Source organism: Caulobacter sp. 1776 (assembly GCF_040545685.1).
Taxonomy (GTDB): domain Bacteria; phylum Pseudomonadota; class Alphaproteobacteria; order Caulobacterales; family Caulobacteraceae; genus Caulobacter.
Window position 1 is genome coordinate 408,853 of record NZ_JBEPMI010000007.1, and the last position, 20,224, is coordinate 429,076.

At 65.2% G+C, this 20,224-nt stretch carries 23 protein-coding genes and 3 tRNA genes; 3 read left to right on the forward strand and 23 right to left on the reverse strand.

Features of this window, described 5'->3' with window-relative positions; genetic code table 11:
* Nucleotide 1 precedes the first annotated feature (1 nt).
* From nuoK to ABIC66_RS20510, 16 genes are all read right to left on the reverse strand, one after another.
* Entirely contained in the window at nt 2–307 is a 306-nt protein-coding gene (gene nuoK / locus ABIC66_RS20435; RefSeq protein WP_172271469.1) for an NADH-quinone oxidoreductase subunit NuoK, read from the reverse strand.
* Nucleotides 304–921, reverse strand: coding sequence for an NADH-quinone oxidoreductase subunit J (locus ABIC66_RS20440; protein WP_354072620.1), 618 nt, complete (start codon nt 919–921; stop codon nt 304–306). The genes nuoK and ABIC66_RS20440 overlap by 4 nt, the downstream gene beginning before the upstream one ends.
* An 83-nt stretch (nt 922–1,004) precedes the next feature.
* Nucleotides 1,005–1,496, reverse strand: coding sequence for an NADH-quinone oxidoreductase subunit NuoI (nuoI, locus tag ABIC66_RS20445; RefSeq protein ID WP_354072622.1), 492 nt, complete (start codon nt 1,494–1,496; stop codon nt 1,005–1,007).
* 10 nt (nt 1,497–1,506) lie between these two features.
* Nucleotides 1,507–1,731, reverse strand: a complete 225-nt coding sequence (locus ABIC66_RS20450) for a hypothetical protein (protein ID WP_354072623.1) — start codon at nt 1,729–1,731, stop codon at nt 1,507–1,509.
* Complete coding sequence (locus ABIC66_RS20455) at nt 1,728–1,964, reverse strand: hypothetical protein (RefSeq protein WP_354072625.1); 237 nt, start codon at nt 1,962–1,964, stop codon at nt 1,728–1,730. Before ABIC66_RS20455 ends, ABIC66_RS20450 begins: the two co-directional genes overlap by 4 nt.
* Nucleotides 1,964–3,022, reverse strand: a complete 1,059-nt coding sequence (nuoH, locus tag ABIC66_RS20460; protein ID WP_502910380.1) for an NADH-quinone oxidoreductase subunit NuoH — start codon at nt 3,020–3,022, stop codon at nt 1,964–1,966. The genes ABIC66_RS20455 and nuoH overlap by 1 nt, the downstream gene beginning before the upstream one ends.
* Before the next feature lie 3 nt (nt 3,023–3,025).
* Nucleotides 3,026–5,086 (reverse strand): NADH-quinone oxidoreductase subunit NuoG, encoded by a 2,061-nt coding sequence (nuoG, locus tag ABIC66_RS20465; protein WP_354072627.1) that lies wholly within the window; start codon nt 5,084–5,086, stop codon nt 3,026–3,028.
* Between the two features lie 5 nt (nt 5,087–5,091).
* Complete coding sequence (gene nuoF, locus ABIC66_RS20470; RefSeq protein WP_125158561.1) at nt 5,092–6,411, reverse strand: NADH-quinone oxidoreductase subunit NuoF; 1,320 nt, start codon at nt 6,409–6,411, stop codon at nt 5,092–5,094.
* Nucleotides 6,412–6,414: 3 nt separating this feature from the next.
* Complete coding sequence (locus tag ABIC66_RS20475; RefSeq protein ID WP_354072629.1) at nt 6,415–6,681, reverse strand: hypothetical protein; 267 nt, start codon at nt 6,679–6,681, stop codon at nt 6,415–6,417.
* Entirely contained in the window at nt 6,678–6,902 is a 225-nt protein-coding gene (locus ABIC66_RS20480) for a hypothetical protein (protein WP_354072631.1), read from the reverse strand. Before ABIC66_RS20480 ends, ABIC66_RS20475 begins: the two co-directional genes overlap by 4 nt.
* A gap of 1 nt (nt 6,903) precedes the next feature.
* On the reverse strand, nt 6,904–7,593 hold the full coding sequence (nuoE, locus tag ABIC66_RS20485; protein ID WP_354072632.1) for an NADH-quinone oxidoreductase subunit NuoE: 690 nt from the start codon (nt 7,591–7,593) through the stop codon (nt 6,904–6,906).
* Nucleotides 7,590–7,922: a nuclear transport factor 2 family protein gene (locus ABIC66_RS20490; protein WP_354072634.1), complete on the reverse strand. Its 333-nt coding sequence runs from the start codon at nt 7,920–7,922 to the stop codon at nt 7,590–7,592. Before ABIC66_RS20490 ends, nuoE begins: the two co-directional genes overlap by 4 nt.
* Entirely contained in the window at nt 7,919–9,169 is a 1,251-nt protein-coding gene (locus ABIC66_RS20495; protein WP_354072636.1) for an NADH-quinone oxidoreductase subunit D, read from the reverse strand. Before ABIC66_RS20495 ends, ABIC66_RS20490 begins: the two co-directional genes overlap by 4 nt.
* A 1-nt stretch (nt 9,170) precedes the next feature.
* Nucleotides 9,171–9,785, reverse strand: coding sequence for an NADH-quinone oxidoreductase subunit C (locus ABIC66_RS20500; protein ID WP_354072637.1), 615 nt, complete (start codon nt 9,783–9,785; stop codon nt 9,171–9,173).
* On the reverse strand, nt 9,782–10,384 hold the full coding sequence (locus ABIC66_RS20505; RefSeq protein WP_354072638.1) for a NuoB/complex I 20 kDa subunit family protein: 603 nt from the start codon (nt 10,382–10,384) through the stop codon (nt 9,782–9,784). The genes ABIC66_RS20500 and ABIC66_RS20505 overlap by 4 nt, the downstream gene beginning before the upstream one ends.
* Nucleotides 10,354–10,731 carry an NADH-quinone oxidoreductase subunit A gene (locus ABIC66_RS20510; protein ID WP_354072640.1) on the reverse strand — a complete coding sequence of 126 codons (378 nt, stop codon included), beginning with the start codon at nt 10,729–10,731 and terminating at the stop codon, nt 10,354–10,356. Before ABIC66_RS20510 ends, ABIC66_RS20505 begins: the two co-directional genes overlap by 31 nt.
* 312 nt (nt 10,732–11,043) lie before the next feature.
* On the opposite strand from ABIC66_RS20510, the gene ABIC66_RS20515 reads away from it, so the two are divergent.
* The 3 genes from ABIC66_RS20515 (at nt 11,044) to ABIC66_RS20525 (ending at nt 12,337) form a co-directional block, all read left to right on the forward strand.
* Nucleotides 11,044–11,120, forward strand: a tRNA-Asp gene (locus ABIC66_RS20515).
* Nucleotides 11,121–11,185: 65 nt separating this feature from the next.
* A tRNA-Asp gene (locus tag ABIC66_RS20520) sits at nt 11,186–11,262 on the forward strand.
* A gap of 82 nt (nt 11,263–11,344) precedes the next feature.
* On the forward strand, nt 11,345–12,337 hold the full coding sequence (locus ABIC66_RS20525) for an LLM class flavin-dependent oxidoreductase (RefSeq protein WP_354072641.1): 993 nt from the start codon (nt 11,345–11,347) through the stop codon (nt 12,335–12,337).
* On the opposite strand, the gene ABIC66_RS20530 is transcribed toward ABIC66_RS20525, so the two are convergent.
* The 7 genes from ABIC66_RS20530 to clpX all read right to left on the reverse strand — a co-directional run bounded on the left by ABIC66_RS20530 (nt 12,334) and on the right by clpX (nt 20,016).
* Nucleotides 12,334–13,545: a glycosyltransferase family 4 protein gene (locus ABIC66_RS20530; RefSeq protein WP_502910381.1), complete on the reverse strand. Its 1,212-nt coding sequence runs from the start codon at nt 13,543–13,545 to the stop codon at nt 12,334–12,336. The genes ABIC66_RS20525 and ABIC66_RS20530 overlap by 4 nt on opposite strands.
* Before the next feature lie 268 nt (nt 13,546–13,813).
* The gene (locus tag ABIC66_RS20535; protein WP_354072643.1) at nt 13,814–14,701 is read right to left on the reverse strand and encodes an SPFH domain-containing protein; all 888 of its coding nucleotides are present in this window, start codon (nt 14,699–14,701) and stop codon (nt 13,814–13,816) included.
* 74 nt (nt 14,702–14,775) lie between these two features.
* On the reverse strand, nt 14,776–15,144 hold the full coding sequence (locus ABIC66_RS20540; RefSeq protein WP_354072644.1) for a GFA family protein: 369 nt from the start codon (nt 15,142–15,144) through the stop codon (nt 14,776–14,778).
* Nucleotides 15,145–15,241: 97 nt separating this feature from the next.
* A tRNA-Val gene (locus ABIC66_RS20545) sits at nt 15,242–15,316 on the reverse strand.
* Nucleotides 15,317–15,535: 219 nt separating this feature from the next.
* The gene (locus tag ABIC66_RS20550; protein WP_013079364.1) at nt 15,536–15,814 is read right to left on the reverse strand and encodes an HU family DNA-binding protein; all 279 of its coding nucleotides are present in this window, start codon (nt 15,812–15,814) and stop codon (nt 15,536–15,538) included.
* A 144-nt stretch (nt 15,815–15,958) separates the two neighbouring features.
* Nucleotides 15,959–18,358 carry an endopeptidase La gene (gene lon, locus ABIC66_RS20555; protein WP_354072646.1) on the reverse strand — a complete coding sequence of 800 codons (2,400 nt, stop codon included), beginning with the start codon at nt 18,356–18,358 and terminating at the stop codon, nt 15,959–15,961.
* A gap of 395 nt (nt 18,359–18,753) precedes the next feature.
* Nucleotides 18,754–20,016, reverse strand: a complete 1,263-nt coding sequence (gene clpX / locus ABIC66_RS20560) for an ATP-dependent Clp protease ATP-binding subunit ClpX (RefSeq protein WP_354072648.1) — start codon at nt 20,014–20,016, stop codon at nt 18,754–18,756.
* Nucleotides 20,017–20,224 lie beyond the last annotated feature (208 nt).

The following is a 20,224-nucleotide window of genomic DNA, read 5'->3' on the forward strand; positions in this document are numbered from 1 at the left end:
CTTAGCCCTTCATCATGCTGGCGTCGTCAACCGCGATGTCGCCGCGGTTGCGGAAGAAGGTGACGAGAATGGCCAGGCCCACGGCCGCCTCGGCGGCGGCGACGGTCAGGACGAACATGGCGAAGATCTGCCCCGCCACATCGTGCAGGAAGGCCGAGAACGCCACGAGATTGATGTTCACCGCCAGCAGGATCAGCTCGATCGACATCAGGATGACGATGATGTTCTTGCGGTTCACGAAGATGCCGAAGACGCCGATCGTGAACAGGATCGCGGCGACGACGAGATAGTGCGGCAGGCCGATCATTCGGAGATCCCCTCACCCGGTTTGATCTGAACCAGCTCCATGCCGGTCTTGGGGGTGCGGGCGATCTGCTTGCCAATGTCCTGGCGCTTGACGCCCGGCTTGTGGCGCAGGGTGAGCACGATGGCGCCGATCATGGCGACCAGCAGCACCAAGCCCGCCAGTTGGAAGAAGAAGACGTAGTCGGTGTAGAGCACCCGACCGATCGCTTCGGTGTTGGGGACGCCGCCCGGCGAGGCGTTCGGCAGCGGGTTCTTGGAGGCCGCGCCATTGGTCGCGACCGTGGCGGCGACGAACACCATCTCCAGCGTCAGGACGCCGCCGACCAGGCCGCCGATCGGCAGGTACTGAGCGAAGCCCTGGCGCAGCTCGGCGAAGTCCACGTCCAGCATCATGACGACGAACAGGAACAGCACCGCGACCGCGCCCACGTAAACGACGATCAGCAGCATCGCCAGGAACTCCGCGCCCAGGAGGACGAAGAGGCCGGCGGCCGAGAAGAAGGCGGTGATCAGGAAGAGCACCGAGTGCACGGGATTCCGCGCCGACACGACGAGCAAGCCCGCCGCGATGGTCGTGAAAGCCAGCAGATAGAAAGCGATCGCCTGCAAGGCCATTGGCCCAGGTGCTCCCCTGAAAACAAAAGTCCAATCGCGGCCCGCCGGACGACGCGCCGCCTCACTCGGATTCGCGCCCGTCTTTAACGGTAGGGCGCGTCCAACTCCAGATTCTTCGCGATCAGGCGCTCCCAGCGGTCGCCGTTATCGAGAAGGCGTTCCTTGTCGTAGTAGAGCTCTTCGCGGGTCTCGGTCGCGAACTCGATGTTCGGACCTTCCACGATGGCGTCCACCGGGCAGGCCTCCTGGCACAGGCCGCAGTAGATGCACTTGACCATGTCGATGTCATAGCGGGTCGTGCGGCGGCTGCCGTCCTCCCGCGGTTCGGCCTCGATGGTGATGGCCTGGGCCGGGCAGATGGCTTCACAAAGCTTGCATGCGATGCAGCGCTCCTCGCCCGACGGATAGCGTCGCAGAGCGTGCTCACCCCGGAAACGCGGCGACTGCGGGCCGCGCTCGTTCGGGTAGATCACGGTCTTCTTCGGCGCGAGCATGTACTTCATGGCCAGGCCGAACGCGCCGGCGAAGTCCAGAAGGGCCGCGCCCTTGACCGCTTGAGTGATGCGCTGGAACACCAGAGCTCTCCTAACACGTTTCCTTGGGGAAGGGCTTTACAGACCTTCCCTGCTCTTTCTGCTGCCGCCGCACCTGCTGCTCCAGGACGCACTTCTTGATCTTGGCGTCTTCCTTGCGGCGCGCCTCGACCTGGTCCTCGAGCGTCCGCTGCGGCGGATGCTGAACATTCCGTCCCCAAGAACCACAGCCGGCCAACAGGCCAACCGCCGCGATCCCCAGGAGAGCCCGCTTCATTTCCCGGCTCGGGGAATGACGCAGGTGTAGTTCGACAGCTGGGCGGGATCTCCCCCGTCCTGCTTTGCCCGGATCGTCCCACCCGAGGCCTTGCACTTATCGCCCTCGCGCCGGAGATCGTCGTAGCTGACGATCCCGTCGCCCAGGGAATAGGACCGGTCCTGCGCCGCGACGGCGCAAGCCGTCAGGGCCAGGCCGGTCAGCCCCAGAGCGAAGAGAGCGATCCGGCGCATCAGGCCCCCGGACCGAACACGCGCCAGCCGGCGACCGCGGCGACCAGCACCAGCGAGGTCGGCAGGAACACCTTCCAACCCAGGCGCATCAGCTGATCGTAGCGGTAGCGAGGCACGATGGCCTTCGCCATGGCGAACATGAAGAACCAGAAGACGATCTTCGCGTAGAACACCAGAGCCAGGAACAGATTGCCCCACCAGCCCCAGCTCTTGAGGAAGTCGGTCGGGAAACCGGGGTTCCAACCGCCGAAGAACAGCACGCTGATCATGGCGCACATCAGGACGATGTTCGAATACTCGGCCACCATGAACAGCAGGTACGGAGTCGAGCTGTACTCGACCTGGTAACCGGCCACGAGCTCGGATTCGGCTTCGGGCAGATCGAACGGCGGGCGGTTCGTCTCGGCCAGGGCCGAGATGTAGAACATGCCCATGGCCACGACCATCACCGGGATGAGGACGATGTTCTTGAGGCCGCCGCCGAACACGTTCCAGTTCCAGAACCAGCCCGTCTGCTTCTCGACGATGGTCGAAAGGTTCATCGAGCCGGCCAGCAGGATCACCGTGATGATGATCAGGCCGATCGAGACTTCGTACGACACCATCTGCGCCGCTGAACGAAGAGCTCCAAGGAACGGATACTTCGAGTTCGAAGCCCAGCCGCCCATGATGATGCCGTAGACGCCCAGCGAGCTCATCGCCAGCAGGTAGAGGATGCCGACGTTCAGGTTGGAGACGACCCAGCCCGGCGCGAACGGCACCACGGCCCAGCCGACGAAGCCAAGGACGAGGCTGATCAGCGGGGCCAGGATGAAGATGATCTTGTCGGCGCCGGCCGGGATCACGATCTCCTTCAGCACGAACTTGAAGAAGTCGGCGAAGGACTGCAGCAAACCGAAGGGACCAACGACGTTGGGCCCTTTGCGCATCTGAACGCCGGCCCAGATCTTGCGGTCGGCCAGCAGCAGGAAGGCCAGGCTCAACAGAACCCAGATCACGACCAGCAGGATGCCGCCGGTCGTCAGGCCGAACCAGAGAAGCGGAGAGTTCGAGTCCACGATTTACTCCGCGGCGATCTTGGCGGCGCCGGAGGCCACGGCCGCGCATTCGGCCATGGTCACGCTGGCGCGCGCGACGGGGTTGGTCAGGTGGAAGGCCTTGATCGGGCTCTCGAACGGCGCGTCCGAGACCTCGCCGGCGGCGCCCAGCGCACCGACATCGAACACGGTCGGGATCGAGCCCGGCGCGTAGTCGATCTGGCCGAAGGTCGGATGGTCGGCGAACAGCTTGGCGCGCAGCTGGTCCAGGCTGTCGTACGGCAGCTTGTGGCCCAGCACTTCGGAAAGCGCTCGCAGGATCGACCAATCTTCCTTGGCTTCGCCCTTCGGGAACACGGCCCGCCTGCCCTGTTGGACGCGGCCTTCGGTGTTCACATAAAGCCCGTTCTTCTCGGTATAGGCCGCGCCCGGCAGGATCACGTCGGCCTTGTGCGCGCCGGCGTCGCCGTGCGTGCCGAGATAGATCTTGAACGCGCTCGAGGCCGAGGCCTCGCATTCGTCGGCGCCCAGCAGGAACAGGACATCGACGGCGCCGGGCTTCAGCATGTCGGCCGTGGCCAGACCGCCGTCGGTCGGGACGAAGCCCATGTCGAGGCCGGCCACGCGGGCGGCGGCGGTGTGCAGGACGTTCCAGCCGTTCCAGCCGTCGCGCACGACCTTCATGGTCTTGGCCAGGCCGGCGGCGGCCTTGAGGATCGCCGCGCCGTCGGCGCGAGCCAGGGCGCCCTGACCAACGATGATCGCGGGACGCTCGGCGGCCTTCAGCGCGTCGACGAAGTCGCCTTTGCTCTTGGCCAGACCCGACAAGGTCTTGGCGCCGGCGCCCAGGTAGTCGTAGTCGAACGTCAGGTCGGCTTGCTCGCCGATGACGCCGAAGCGGGTCTTGCCGGCGATCCACTGCTTGCGGAAGCGAGCGTTGAGCACCGGCGCCTCGAGGCGGGGGTTCGTACCGACGAACAGCACGACGTCGGCGTTCTCGATGCCGGCCAAGGTCGAATTGAACAGCCAGCTTTCGCGCGGACCGACGCCCAGCGCCGTCCCGTCCTGGCGGCTGTCGAGGTTCTTCACGCCCAGGGCGGTGAAGAGGTCCTTGGTGGCCTTCAGGCTCTCGGCGTCCTGCAGATCGCCGGCGATGACGCCAATGCGATCCGGCGCGGTCGTCTGGATCTTCGCGGCGATAGCGGCGAAGGCTTGCGCCCAGGTCGCCGGCTGCAACTTACCGCCGACACGAACGTACGGACGATCCAGACGTTGACGGCCCAGGCCGTCGACCGCGTAGCGGGTCTTGTCCGAGATCCACTCTTCGTTGACGTCGTCGTTGACACGCGGCAGCACGCGCAGCACGGCGGCGGCGCGGCTGTCGACCCGGATCGACGAGCCCAGGGCGTCCATGACGTCGACGCTCTCGGTCTTCTTCAGTTCCCACGGGCGGGCTTCGAAGGCGTAGGGCTTGGAGGTCAAGGCGCCGACCGGGCAAAGGTCGATCACGTTGGCGCTGAGCTCGGACGTCACCGCCGCACCCAGATAGGTCGTGATTTCAACGTCTTCGCCGCGAGAGATCAGGCCGATCTCCGGCGAGCCGGCGACTTCGGTGATGAAGCGGACGCAGCGGGTGCACTGGATGCAGCGCGTCATCACGGTCTTGATGAGCGGGCCCATGGCCTTTTCTTCGACCGCGCGCTTGTTCTCTTCGTAGCGGCTGTCGTCGCGGCCGTAGCCGACCGCCTGGTCCTGCAGGTCGCACTCGCCACCCTGGTCGCAGATCGGGCAATCCAGCGGGTGGTTGATGAGCAGGAACTCCATCACCCCTTCGCGCGCCTTCTTGACCATCGGGGTCTTGGTGAAGATCTCCTGGCCCTCGGCGGCCGGCAGGGCGCACGAGGCCTGCGGCTTCGGCGGGCCGGGCTTCACCTCGACCAGGCACATGCGGCAGTTGCCGGCGATGGATAGACGCTCGTGATAGCAGAAGCGCGGGATCTCCTCCCCGGCCAGTTCCGCGACCTGCAGAACCGTCATGCCGGGCTCGAACTCGACTTCGACGCCGTTGACCTTGGCGATAGCCATTCTTGTTACTCCGCCGCGATCAGCTTGGCGCCCTGCACGTGCAGGCGACCGCTACGATAGGAAGCGATCCGCTCCTCCACCTCGTGGCGGAAGTGGCGGAACAGGCCCTGGATCGGCCAGGCGGCCGCATCGCCCAGGGCGCAGATGGTGTGACCCTCGACCTGGGTCGTGACGTCCAGCAGGGTGTCGATCTCCTTCGGATCGGCCTCGCCGGTCGCCATGCGCTCCATGACGCGCCACATCCAGCCGGTGCCTTCGCGGCAGGGCGTGCACTGGCCGCAGCTCTCGTGCTTGTAGAAGTAGCTCAGGCGGGCGATGGCGCGGACCAGGTCGGTCGACTTGTCCATCACGATGACAGCGGCCGTGCCGAGACCCGACTTCAGGTTCCGCAGGGCGTCGAAGTCCATCGGCAGGTCTTCGCACTGCTCGGCCGGGATCATCGGCACCGACGAGCCGCCCGGGATGACGGCCTTCAGATTGCCCCAGCCGCCGCGGATGCCGCCGCAGTGGTCTTCCATCAGCTGACGGAAGGGGATGCTCATGGCTTCTTCGACGTTGCAGGGCAGGTTCACGTGGCCCGAGACGCAGAACAGCTTGGTGCCGGCGTTGTTCGGACGGCCGAAGCCGGCGAACCAGGCCGCGCCGCGGCGCAGGATCGTGCCCGCGACGGCGATGCTCTCGACGTTGTTGACCGTGGTCGGCATGCCGTAGAGGCCCGCGCCCGCCGGGAACGGCGGCTTCAGGCGCGGCTGGCCCTTCTTGCCTTCCAGGCTTTCCAGCAGGGCCGTCTCTTCGCCGCAGATATAGGCGCCGGCGCCGTGGTGGACGTAGAGGTCGAAATCCCAGCCGTGGACGTTGTTCTTGCCGATCAGCTTGGCCTCGTAGGCCTGCTTGATGGCTTCTTCCAGGACTTCGCGCTCGCGGACGTATTCACCGCGGATGTAGATGTAGCAGGCGTGGGCCAGCATGGCGCGCGAGGCGATCAGGCAGCCTTCGATCAGGAGGTGCGGGTCATGCCGCATGATCTCCCGGTCCTTGCAGGTGCCCGGCTCGGATTCGTCGGCGTTGACCACCAGGTAGTGAGGACGACCGTCCTTCACTTCCTTGGGCATGAACGACCACTTCAGGCCGGTGCCGAAGCCCGCGCCGCCCCGGCCGCGCAGGCCGGAGTTCTTCATGTTGTCGATGATCCAGTCGCGCCCGGCGTCCAGGATGTCCTTGGTGCCATTCCAGCAGCCGCGCTTCTTCGCGCCCTCGAGGCCCCAGTCGTGGAGGCCGTAGAGGTTGGTGAAGATGCGGTCCTTGTCTTCGAGGATACCGACCATGACTCAGCTTTGCGGATCGAATGGATGGGCGCGCACATAGCGCGTCCGACGAATGATGACATAGGCGAAAAGCAGCCAGCCCACGCCGATCGTGACGAGGCCGGCGACGACCGCCCAGAACGGCGCGCCTTCGACGGTGCGACCCCAGATCAACAGGATCGCGCCCACCAGGCACGCCACGAAGCCCACGCCGCGTTCACGGCGATACAGGCCCCGGATGGTGTCGGCATAGGCCGCGCGGCGCATGTTGAGGGCGCTGTCGTCGATCATGACGCGGCCCCCTCCCCCTTGGTCGCGCGCATCCAGCCCAAAATGAACCAGATCTGCGCGGCCACGCCCGCGGCGATGGCCAGGATAAAGACCGGCTTGGCCCACCCCAGACCCAGCGACACCGCGGCATAGATCGCCACGCCGGCCAGCACGAAGCAGACCGCGTCGATGGCGAGCATCGCGGTCAGGCGCTTCTTTTGCAGGGCGGCGTCGGCGGTCATGTTAGGCGGTCGGTTCCGGCTTCGTCTTCGTAGCCTTCGGCTTCTCGGGCAGGTTCGGGATTTTGATCTTCTTGGCGTACGAGCCGTCGTACAGCTTCGGATCGGTCAGGGTGTGGATCGCGCCCTTCGGCTCCGACGCCCCGCGCCCCTCGTAGCTGCCCGGCTTGGGCGACTTGCCGGCGGCGAAGTCGTCCAGGATCTGGGCCAGGCTCTCCGGCGTCAGGTCCTCGTAATAGTAATCGTTGATCGCGGCCATCGGGGCGTTGCAGCACGCGCCCAGGCACTCGACCTCTTCCCAGCTGAACTTGCCGTCGGCCGAGACGTGGTTTGCGTCGCCGATCTTCGCCTTCAGCACCGCCTTCAGGTCAAGCGCGCCGCGCAGCTGGCATGGCGTGGTGCCGCACAGCTGCACGAAGGCGACCTTACCGACCGGCTGCAGCTGGAACATCACGTAGAAGGTGGCCACTTCCAGCACGCGGATGACCGGCATCTCGAGCTGCTTGGCGATCTCCTGGATCGCCGGCTCGGAGACCCAGCCTTCCTGCTTCTGGGCCAGCCACAGCATCGGGATCACCGCCGACTGCTTGCGGGCGGCGGGATACTTGGCTTTCCACCAGTCGGCCTTGGCCTGGCTGTCCTTCGAGAAGGCGAAGCTGGCGGGCTGTTCCTTGGCGAGACGACGTACGCTCATCGGGCGAAATCCACGCGGGCGATCTTGTCGCCTTTGAAAGTGTAGATGGCGGCGACTTCGAATACCGGGTCGCCGTTGCCGCGGTCGACGCGCTCGTGATCGATCACGTTCGAGCCGACCACGATGCGGTTCAGCAGCTGGGCCTTGTTCTTCGGGAACTGCGCGAAGGCGGCCTCGTACCAGGCCCGATAGGCTTCGATACCGGTACGCGCCACCTCGCCGTTCAAGCCGCTGACGACCACGTCATCGGCGAAGTGGGCGCAGTGGGCGTCCAGGTCCTGAGCGTTGTAGGCGTCCAGTTGCGCCTGGGCGATGGCTTCCAGACTCACCGGTCGACCTCGCCGAACACGATATCGAGCGAGCCCAGGATGGCCGAGACGTCGGCCAGCTGGTGGCCGCGGTTCATCCAGTCCATCGCCGCCAGGTGCGAGAAGCCCGGGGCCTTGATCTTGCAGCGATACGGCTTGTTGGTGCCGTCGCTGACGACGTAGACGCCGAACTCGCCCTTAGGCGCCTCGACGGCCGCGTAGACCTCGCCTTCCGGCGTCTTGAAGCCCTCGGTGTAGAGCTTGAAGTGGTGGATCAGGGCTTCCATCGAACGCTTCATCTCAGCGCGGCGCGGCGGGCTGACCTTGTTGTCCTCGGTCAGCACCGGGCCCGGCGTGGCGCGCAGCATGGCGACGGCCTGCAGGATGATCTTCGTCGACTCGCGCATCTCCTGCATTCGGCAGAGATAGCGGTCGTAGCAGTCGCCGTTCTTGCCCAGCGGGATGTCGAACTCGAACTCGTTGTAGTTCTCGTACGGCTGGTTGCGGCGCAAGTCCCAGGCGATGCCCGAACCGCGCACCATCACCCCCGAGAAGCCCCACGCCCAGGCGTCTTCCTTGCTCACGACGCCGATATCGACGTTACGCTGCTTGAAGATGCGGTTGTCGGTGATCAGACCTTCGATGTCGTCGCAGATCTTCGGGAAGGCCTTCGCCCAGGTCTCGATGTCGTCGATCAGGCTCGGGGTCAGGTCCTGGTGGACGCCGCCGGGACGGAAATAATTGGCGTGCAGGCGAGCGCCGCAGGCGCGCTCGTAGAACACCATCAGCTTCTCGCGCTCCTCGAAGCCCCAGAGCGGTGGCGTCAGGGCGCCGACGTCCATGGCCTGGGTCGTCACGTTCAGCAGGTGATTGAGGATCCGGCCGATCTCGCAGAACAGCACGCGCACGATCTGGCCACGCTTGGGCACTTCGACGCCCAGCAGCTTCTCGATGGCCAGGCAGAACGCATGCTCCTGGTTCATCGGCGCCACATAGTCGAGGCGGTCGAAGTACGGGATGTTCTGCAGATAGGTGCGCGCTTCCATCAGCTTCTCGGTGCCGCGATGCAGCAGGCCGATGTGCGGATCGACACGTTCGACGATTTCGCCGTCCAGCTCCAGCACCAGACGCAGCACGCCGTGCGCGGCCGGGTGTTGCGGGCCGAAGTTGATGTTGAACTTGCGGACGGGGGTTTCCGGGATGGCCGGAGTCGTCGGTGCGTCACGGAAGAAGTCGGTCGCCGCGGCGGGCGAGTTCGTGCCGGTCATGTTAGGCGTCCCCTGCGCGCTTCTCGGCCTTTTCGTCGCCCGGCAGGGCGTACTTGGCGCCCTCCCACGGAGAGAGGAAGTCGAAGGCGCGGAACTCGGTAATCTTGACGGGTTCGTAGACGACGCGCTTGAGCTCGTCGTCGTAGCGCACTTCCACATAGCCCGTCATGGGGAAGTCCTTCCGCAGCGGATGGCCGTGGAAGCCGTAGTCGGTCAGGATCCGGCGCAGGTCCGGATGGCCTTCGAAGAAGACGCCGTACATGTCGAACGCCTCGCGCTCGAACCAGTCGGCGACCGGGAACACCGGCGTGGCGCTGGGCACCGCGGTGTCTTCATCGGTCTGGATCTTCAGACGGACGCGGGTGTTCTTCACCATCGACAGCAGGTGGTAGACCACGTCGAAGCGCGCGGCGCGCTCGGGGTAGTCGACCGCCGTCAGGTCCACCAACTGATGGAAGCGATAGTCGGGATGGTCGCGTAGGAAGGTCAGCGCCTGGACGATGCGCGGCGCCGAGCCGTTCAAGGTCAGCTCGCCGAACGCCACGCGATAGGTCGAGATCGCGCCGGCCGAGTTGGCGACGATCGCCTGGCCCAGGGCTTCGAGGTCTTGGCTCATCGCTCGATCGTCCCCGTGCGACGGATCTTCTTCTGCAGCTGCAGCACGCCGTAGACCAGCGCCTCGGCCGTGGGCGGGCAGCCCGGCACATAGATGTCGATCGGCACGATCCGGTCGCAGCCGCGCACGACGCTGTAGCTGTAATAGTAATAGCCGCCGCCGTTCGCGCAGCTGCCCATCGAGATGACGTAGCGGGGCTCCGGCATCTGGTCGTAGACCTTGCGCAAGGCCGGGGCCATCTTGTTGGTCAGGGTGCCGGCGACGATCATGACGTCCGACTGACGCGGGCTGGCGCGCGGCGCGAAACCGTAGCGCTCCAGGTCGTACCGCGGCATGGCCGAGTGCATCATTTCGACGGCGCAACACGCCAGGCCGAACGTCATCCACATCAGCGAGCCGGTGCGGGCCCAGGTGATCAGGTCGTCGGCGGCCGCGGTGATGAAGCCCTTGTCGGCCAGTTGCTGCGAGACGCCGTCGAAGAACGGGTCATGCAGCTTGGGGTCATAGCCCTCGACCGTCGAACGGCCGCCAGACAACGCCGGGACCGAAGACGAATTGGCGGGAACGATCACTCCCATTCGAGGGCGCCCTTCTTCCATTCATAGACAAAGCCGACGGTCAGGACGCCCAGGAAGGCCATCATCGACCAGAAGGCGAACTGCGCCACATCGTGCGGCAGCTTCATCAGCGTGACCGCCCAGGGGAACAGGAACGCGACTTCCAGGTCGAAGATGATGAACAGGATCGACACCAGGTAGAACCGGACGTCGAACTTCATGCGCGCGTCGTCGAAAGCGTTGAAGCCGCATTCGTACGCGGACAGCTTTTCCGGGTCCGGCGCCTTCGGCGCGAGCACGGCGGCGGCCAGCAAGAAGACGATGCCGATGGCCGCCGCGATCCCGAGAAAGATCACGATCGGCAGATACTGGAGAAGGAAGGCGGTCATGACAGCCCTTGGCTTGAATCGAGCGGGTTGTAGCCCACTGTCGCAGCCGCTTCAAACACCCCGGAACACATTGAGAAACGATCGCAACTAGACCTGTTCCCGAGAACGGCGATCTGTCGCGGACGGACCACCACACCTTTGCTTGGCGAGGCCAGTCCAGCGACTGCATTTGGTCTGGCGAGAACGAAACGGGCCATGCCTGGCGGGCTATTCGTCGCTTCTTCGAGATGTCCGTTGACACGAGTCTTCGCCCGACATATCAGACGCCCCTCGCCGATCGGCGGGTCGCACTTTCGCTTCGGCGAAGGGTATGCGGATGTAGCTCAGTTGGTTAGAGCGCCGGCCTGTCACGCCGGAGGTCGCGGGTTCGAGCCCCGTCATTCGCGCCACCCCTTCAAAGGTGGTAGCCTCCCCCTCTCGGTCTACGGACGACCGTCGCGCCTTGGCGCACGACGCGGATGTAGCTCAGTTGGTTAGAGCGCCGGCCTGTCACGCCGGAGGTCGCGGGTTCGAGCCCCGTCATTCGCGCCACCGTCCAGTGGTACTTCTCCTCAAATCGAGAATGGTTTCCGCAACGCCTTGAGTTGCCGATTTCGCGCGCCATCTTCCGAGGATGACCGCTTACCCGCCCTTCTCCGTCCTCGACCTCGCGCCTGTTCCGCAGGGAACCACGGTCGGCCAGGCTCTTCACAACAGCCTTGACCTGGCCCGCCACGCCGAGGCCCTCGGTTTCCACCGCTATTGGCTGGCCGAGCACCACAACATGCCGGGGATCGCCAGCGCCGCGACGGCCGTGGTCATCGGCCATGTGGCCGGCGGGACGAAGACGATTCGGGTCGGTTCGGGCGGCGTCATGCTGCCCAATCACGCGCCGCTGATGGTCGCCGAGCAGTTCGGCACCCTGGCCGCCCTCTATCCCGGCCGCATCGACCTGGGCCTGGGCCGCGCGCCGGGCACCGACCAAGCCACGATGCGGGCGTTGCGCCGCTACGCCGGCGCGGTCGATTCGTTCGCCCAGGACGTCGTCGAGCTGCAACACTGGTTCAAGCCGGCCGAGCCGGACCAGAGCGTGCGCGCCGTGCCGGGCGAAGGCCAGGACGTGCCGATCTGGCTGCTGGGCTCCTCGACCTGGAGCGCCCAGTTGGCCGCGGCCCTGGGCCTGCCGTTCGCCTTCGCCGCTCACTTCGCGCCCGACTCGCTGCTGGACGCGCTTCTTCTCTATCGCCGGCATTTCAAGCCATCGGAGGTCCTGGACAAGCCGTACGCCATGGTCTGCATCGGCGTGTGCGCGGCGGACACCGACGCCGAAGCGACCCGTCTGTCGACCTCGACCCAGCAGCAGTTCCTGGCCCTGCGGCGCGGTAGACCAGGCCTGCTGCCGCCGCCGGTCGACGACATCCGCGAGCACGCCTCGCCGGCCGAGCTGGCCGGCCTGGACCATACCTTCCAGTACTCGGCGATTGGCTCCCCCGAGACGGTGCGGCGCAAGATCGACCAGGTGCTGGAGATGACCCAGGCCGATGAGCTGATGGCCGCCTCGCAGATGTACGACCACGCCGCCCGCAAGCGCAGCTACGAAATCCTGGCGGATATCAGAAAGGCTTAGTGATCGCGGGCCTGGGCCAGGCCGCCGAACGCGCGGTGGCCGCTCAGGCCGCCATAGATGGCGCAGAGCTGGCGGAACACCGCGTCCCAGCCGTGCCGCTCGACCGCGCGACGACGAGCGGCCGCGCCGATCACCGCGAGATCGCGCGCGAACAGAGCCTCGATCGCCTCGGCGAAGGCGGCGGGGTCCGATTCCGTGGCCAGCTGCCCGACTTCCTCGTCGACCGACTCGGCCACGCCGCCGGCGGCGACGCCGACCACGGGCAGGCCACAAGCCATGGCTTCCAGCACGATCAAGCCGAACGGTTCGGCGTCATTGGCGTGGACGAAGGCGTCGCAGCTGGCCAGGACCCCGGCCAGCTCGGCCGGGTCGCGGACATAGTCCAGGCAGATCGCCCGGTCGCTGACCGGCGCCCCGCCGCCGGCCCCAACGAACAGCAGCCTATAGGGCGCGCCCAGTCGCTCGACCGCGCCGACCAGCACTTCCAGCTTCTTCTCCCGCGCGGGACGGCCGGCGAAGACCAGCAGGCGCTCATGCGGCGAGACGCCAAGGCGGCGGCGCAAGGCGTCGCGGTCGGCGCGCGAAGGGTGGAAGAGCTCGGTGTCGACGCCCAGCGGCAGACCAATGGCGTTGTGGACGCCAGCCTCGATCAGGCGGCCGGCGATGAAGCGGCTGGGGGCCACGGCCTGGTCGAACTGACGGTAGATCGCCGCCCAACGCTTCTGGACGGGTTTTTCGGCCCACTCGCCGATGTGCAGCGCGGCCAGGGCGCCGAGGTCGGTGTGGCAGAAGCCGACGACCGGCACGCCCAGGGCGTCTCCCGCTCGCAGCGCGGCCAGGCCCGGGGTGTAGGGATCGCCGGCCTCGATGATGTCGGGCCGCTGGCGGATCAGCCGCTCCATCCAGGCCTGCTTGACCACGGGCCAGCGATAGCCGGCTCCGAACGGCAATGGCGCGGCGTAGATCGAGACCCGCCCACGCCCATCATACGAATCGCGCGCGCCCGGCACCACCAGCGTGTGGCGGACGTCCGGACGATTGGCGGCCAGCCAGGCCCGTTTGGAAGAGAGATAGCGACGGACGCCACCGCTGCGCGGGGCGTACAGCATGGTCGTGTCGACGAGGCGTACGGTGTCGTCAGTCGGCGGAGCGATCTCGCGAGAAAAACCACGCAGGCCAAGTCGCCGGTCCGATCTCGTGTCCGTCACGCCGATTCCTCATCGATACCCCAAGCCGCCCCATTCGGCCTTGGAACGATAAAGCTTTTGCGACACTCACGGTTCCTCGCCGTTCCCGGACGATTTTATGGTCACGCCGCGTCGGCCCAAAGCCTCGCGTAGCAATACCTCGACTTGAGCATTCACGCTACGCAACTCGGCGCCGGCCAGCCTTTCGACGGCGGCCAACACCTCGGGGCGGACACGCATCAGGAACGCGCGCCGCCCCCCTTTGGCTTCATTCGGATCGCCCGCCACGTCAGCCGTACAGCGTGCCAGTGTTGACCACGGGCTGGGCCTCGCGATCCGCGCACAGCACCACCAGCAGGTTGGACACCATCGAGGCGCGACGCTCGTCGTCCAGGGTGACAACACCGCGCTCGCTGAGCTGAGCCAGGGCGCTTTCGACCATGTCAACGGCCCCGGCGACGATCGTCCGGCGCGCGGCCAGGACGGCTTCAGCCTGCTGGCGCTTCAGCATGGAGCCCGCGATCTCGGGGGCGTAGGCCAAGTGCATCAGGTGAGCCTCGTCGATGGCGACGCCGGCCACGGCGATCCGCTGCTGCAGATCCTTCTGTAGCCGATCGCCGACCTCCTCTGCGTGGGCGCGCAGGGTCGGCTCGCCCTCCTCCGCGTGATCATAGGCGTAGTGCGAGGCGACCTCCCGAAGGCCGGTCTCGATTTGGATGTTCACGAAGGCGACGTAGTCATCCACGTCGAACAAGGCCTGGGCCGAGTCCTGGACCCGCCAGACGATGTTCGCGGCGATCTCGATCGGGTTGCCGCGCTTGTCATTGACCTTCAGCATCTCGCTGGTGACGTTGCGGACCCGTAGGCTGATCTTCTTGCGGCCGTACCAGGGCAGGATCCAGCGCAGACCGGTCCTGCGATCAGTACCGATGTAGGATCCGAACAGCGTGATCACATAGGCCTCGTTCGGCTGCAGCGCGTAGAAGCCGCAGGCGACCATCGCGAACAGGAACACGAGCAGACCGGCCATCACCGGATAGGCCACGCCGTACTCAGCTTGCGTGAGCGCCCAGATCCCGGCGCCCAGCAGGAGCGGCAAGGACAGCAGCGGCAAGCCGCCGCCCATGCCGCCATGCGGCCGCTCGGCGGTCGGGTTGATCGTGCGGATCTCGGTCATGAGCGTCTCCAGCGTTGCTACCAAAGTGATATCACTTTGGTAGCAACTCGCAAGGAAAAGCGGCGCCGTAACGCTTACCAGTCGTCCCGTCCGTTGATGTATTTAACCGGCACGGCGCCCAGGTCGAAATCCTCGAACAGCCGCGCGTTGACGCTGACCCGCGGATTGTCGAAGTCCGGCTGACCGGTGCTGAAGTCGGGAAATTCGCTGTAGGTCCCGCAGCCACAGATCGCGCAGTGGTGATGCTGGCCGACATAGTGGCCCCACTGATAGGTCGAAACCCGGTCGCGCGCCGTCAGAAGCTTGAAGGTCTTGGGCGTATAATAGGCCCACAGTCCGCCCCGCTTGGAGCAGAACGAGCAGTTGCAGCTGGTCACGTCGGCCGGCGGCGTCTCGACCGCGAACTGGGTCGCCCCGCAATGGCATCGTCCCTTCAGGCTCATGACCCTCTCCCGCTTGGTTCGGGGCGAGCCTAGTCCTGGCCTGTGGTCACCCCTGTGTCAGCAGAACGCGGGACCGACCGATTGGTCATCGAAGGGATGGTGGGCAGTGAGGGGATCGAACCCCCGACCCTCTCGGTGTAAACGAGACGCTCTACCGCTGAGCTAACTGCCCTCTCCGGGCCTGTCCGTCTCGAATAGCCATTCGAAACGGATGAACAGGCTCGACCTCTAACATCTAGAGCGCGCTGGTCGCCGAAACCGCTGACACTTTCGGCTATCGCGCTCTAGGCCGGCGCTTCTAGCCGTCGCGAGCCGCCGCGCATAGCGCGAAAACGAAAAGACGGAGCGTCAGCCCCCCTGACGCCCCGCCTCCCGTTAAGCGGAAAACTGATTAGCCGTTCAGCGAGGACTTCAGGCCTTCGCCGACCTGGAAGCGCGCGGTCTTCGATGCGGGACGGTTGACCGTCTCGCCGGTGCGCGGATTTCGGGCGGTGCCAGCGGCTCGGGTCACGGCCTTGAACGTGCCGAAGCCGACCAGGCGAACGTCCTGACCCGACTTCAGCGAGTCGGTGACGGCGTCGATAAAGGCTTCTAGAGCGTCCTTGGCTTGGTTCTTGTTGATGCCCGCCTTCTCGGCGATCGCCGTAACGAGTTCGGCTTTTGTGGTCATGTTTTTCTCCCAGCCTGAGCGGCGACGCGTTCTTGTGCTTACGGCGCTCGCTCGGCGGGGATTATGGCGGTTGAAAATGCCTCGTCAAACGCGAGCGGCGCGGGAATCTCCCGCGCCGCCTAAGTTACCAACGATAACTTACGTCTAGTGGGTCAAGACAGCGTCGCTGTCACCCTCGTCTTTCTTCGCACTCGCAACAATCGGCTCCTCGGCTTCGTTCCACTCGACCGGAGTCAGGGGGCCCGTGAGGGCGTGTTTGAGCACTTCATCCATCGTCGAGACCGGGATGATTTCCAGCCCGTCCTTGACGCTTTGGGGCACGTCGACGAGGTCCTTCTCGTTCTCCTGCGGGATCAGCACGGTCTTCACGCCCGAGCGCAAGGCCGCAAGCAGCTTTTCCTTCAGGCCGCCGATGGCGGTAACCCGGCCCCGCAGGGTGATCTCGCCGGTCATGGCGATATCCTTACGGATCGGGATGCCGGTCAGCACCGAGACGATGGCCAGCCCCATGGCGGCGCCGGCCGAAGGACCGTCCTTCGGAGTCGCGCCGTCCGGCACGTGGATGTGGACGTCAGTCTTCTCGAAGATCGGCGGCTTGATGCCAAACTGCAGCGACCGCGAACGGACGTAGCTGTTGGCCGCCGAGATCGACTCCTTCATCACCTCCTTGAGGTTGCCGGTGATCGACATGCGACCCTTGCCCGGCATCTTCACGGCTTCGATGGTCAGGATGTCGCCGCCGAATTCCGTCCAGGCCAGGCCGGTGACAATGCCGACCTGATCGACCTCGTCGGTCTCGCCGTAGCGGTATTTCTTGACGCCCGAATATTTGGCCAGGCGCTCGTCATCGATGGTGATCGAAGCGACCTTTTCACGGACCAGATCACGCACCGTCTTGCGCGCCAGGGCGCCCAGCTCCCGCTCCAGCGACCGCACGCCGGCTTCCCGGGTGTAGTAACGGATCAGGTCGCGGATCGCCTTGTCCGGAACGACGAACTCGGCCGGCTTCAGGCCGTGGTCCTTGGCCAGCTTCGGCAGGATATGCCGCTTGGCGATCTCCAGCTTCTCGTCCTCGGTGTAGCCGGGGATGCGGATGATCTCCATGCGGTCCAGCAGCGGCTGGGGCATGTTCAGGCTGTTGGCCGTCGTGACGAACATCACCTGGGAGAGGTCGTAGTCGACTTCCAGGTAGTGGTCGCCGAAGGTCGAGTTCTGCGACGGATCCAGCACTTCCAGCAGCGCCGAGGCGGGGTCGCCGCGGTAGTCGCTGCCCATCTTGTCGATTTCGTCCAGCAGGACGAAGGCGTTGGTGGTCTTGGCCTTCTTCATCGACTGGATGACCTTGCCGGGCATCGAGCCGATGTAGGTGCGGCGGTGACCGCGGATCTCGGCCTCGTCACGCACGCCGCCAAGGCTCATGCGCACGAACTCGCGGCCGGTGGCCTTGGCCAGCGACTTGCCCAGCGACGTCTTGCCGACGCCGGGAGGGCCGACGAGGCACAGGATCGGCCCCTTCAGCGAGTTGGTCCGGGCCTGGACGGCCAGGTACTCGAGAATCCGTTCCTTGACCTTCTCCAGGCCGTAGTGGTCGGCGTCGAGGATTTCCTCGGCTTCCGGCAGGTCGATCTTCTTGGTCTTGGCCTTGCCCCAGGGGATCGACAGCAGCCAGTCCAGATAGTTGCGGACGACGGTGCTCTCGGCCGACATCGGGCTCATGTTGCGCAGCTTCTTCAGCTCGCTCTCGGCCTTGGTGCGGGCTTCCTTTGAAAGCTTGGCCTTCTTGATGCGCTTCTCGAGATCGATCAGCTCGTCGCGCGCGTCGTCTGGGTCGCCCAGCTCGCGCTGGATCGCCTTCATCTGTTCGTTCAGATAATATTCGCGCTGGGTCTTCTCCATCTGGCGCTTCACGCGCGAGCGGATCTTCTTCTCGACCTGCAGCACCGAGATCTCGCCCTCCATCAGGGCGAAGACCTTTTCCAGGCGCTTCACGACGTCAAAGATTTCCAGCAGGTGCTGCTTGTCGCCGATCTTCACCGACAGGTGGGCCGCGATGCTGTCGGCCAGCTTGCCCGGCTCGGCGATCTGGGGGATCGACGCCAGGGCCTCCGGCGGCACCTTCTTGTTCAGTTTGACGTAGTTTTCGAATTGCTCGACGACCGCGCGCGACAGGGCCTCGGCCTCCGGGCCGACGCCTTCGTCTTCGCTGACTTCGCCGATCTGGGCTTCGTAGAAGGATTCCTGGTCGGTGAAGGCCACGACCGCCGCGCGGCCCTTGCCCTCGACCAGCACCTTGACGGTGCCGTCGGGCAGCTTCAGCAGCTGCAGGACGGTGGCCAGGACGCCGACGTCGAAGATATCGCCCGGCGCCGGGTCATCATCCGCCGAATTCTTCTGGGTCACGAGCAGGATCTGCTTGTCGCCGCGCATGACCTCTTCAAGGGCGCGCACGGATTTGTCGCGACCGACGAAGAGCGGCACCACCATGTGCGGGAACACAACAATATCCCGCAGCGGCAAGACAGGAAGCGTACGTAGTTCGGACATGTGCTCAATACTCCCGGCCTGAGCGCCTCAGACGCTCGGCCATGCGGGCCGCCGTAACATCAGACGATGCGCCTGAGTCGAACGACCCGTCCGCCCGGGACTGGGCGAATGGTCGTTATTTATGTGGACGTTTTACAACACGGTTCAAGCGCGCTCGCCTCACAGCGGCGACAAGTCGCGCGTGGCCGGTAAAGCTGAAGTGGATATGCCCCCGAATGCCGAAGCTAGGGCAGGTTCATCCAAGCCCCGGGCTTTCCAGGCCTTTCGCTCGCTCAAGCTGGCCGTGGCGCCGAAGCCTCACTGGTCGTCTCGCGGCTTTACGAAACCGGCTTATCCACGAAAAAGGCGCGCCTTCGTTCAAAGGCGCGCCCCGATTTTCGCGGTGTAGCTCCGGTTTAGGCCGAAGCCGCCCCGCCCTTCTTTTCGGCATAGATCAGCAGAGGTTGAGCCCGGCCTTCGACGACCTCGGCATTGACCACCACTTCCTCGACGCCCTCGTAGTTGGGCAGTTCGAACATGGTCTCCAGCAGGATGCCTTCCATGATCGACCGCAGACCCCGCGCGCCGGTCTTGCGGGCGATGGCCTTCTTTGCGACTTGGTGCAGGGCGTCCTCGGTGAAGGTCAGGCCGATGTTCTCCATCTCGAACAGGCGCTGGTACTGCTTGACGAAGGCGTTCTTCGGCTCGGTCAGGATCTTCACCAGGGCGGTCTCGTCAAGATCCTCCAGGGTCGCGACCACCGGCAGACGGCCGATGAATTCCGGGATCAGACCGAAGCGCTGCAGGTCGTCGGGCTCGACGTTCCGCAAGATCTCGCCAGTGCGGCGCTCCTCCGGATCGGTGACCTTGGCGCCGAAGCCGATCGACTTGGCCGCGCCGCGCGCCGAGATGATTTTCTCGAGGCCGGCGAACGCGCCACCGCAGATGAACAGGATGTTCGTCGTGTCGACCTGCAGAAACTCCTGTTGCGGATGCTTGCGCCCGCCCTGCGGCGGCACGGAGGCGACCGTGCCCTCCATGATCTTCAGCAGGGCCTGCTGCACGCCTTCGCCCGACACGTCGCGGGTGATCGACGGGTTGTCGGACTTGCGGCTGATCTTGTCGATTTCGTCGATGTAGACGATGCCGCGCTGGGCGCGCTCGACGTTGTAGTCGGCGGCTTGCAGCAGCTTCAGCACGATGTTCTCGACATCTTCGCCGACGTAACCGGCTTCGGTCAGGGTCGTGGCGTCGGCCATCGTGAACGGCACGTCGATGATTCGAGCCAGCGTCTGGGCCAGCAGCGTCTTGCCGGTGCCGGTCGGACCGACCAGCAGGATGTTCGACTTGGCCAGCTCGACGTCGTTGTTCTTCGAGGCGTGGTTCAGGCGCTTGTAGTGATTGTGCACCGCGACCGCGAGCACCTTCTTGGCGTGACCTTGGCCGATCACGTAATCGTCCAGAACTTCGCAGATCTCGCGCGGCGTCGGGACGCCGTCCTTGGACTTCACGAAAGCGATCTTGTGCTCTTCGCGAATGATATCCATGCAGAGCTCGACGCATTCATCACAAATGAACACCGTCGGTCCCGCGATGAGCTTGCGCACCTCATGTTGGCTCTTTCCGCAGAAAGAACAGTAGAGAGTGCTTTTCGTGTCGCCGCTCGCGGCTTTCGTCATGATCGCTTCTCACACTATGGCGACTTACGGCTTAACGCCGCGACGCCCCTCCGAGCGCATACACCGCCACCGAAGCAGACAGGATATACGCCGGGAGTTGTCTAATCCTTGACATTCCCCGATCCGGGCTCGGTTCACAAGCCTTGGCGGCGCCTTTCCCGCCTCAAACGCTCGAACGCGCCCGATCGTGTCATGACCTCGTCATCTA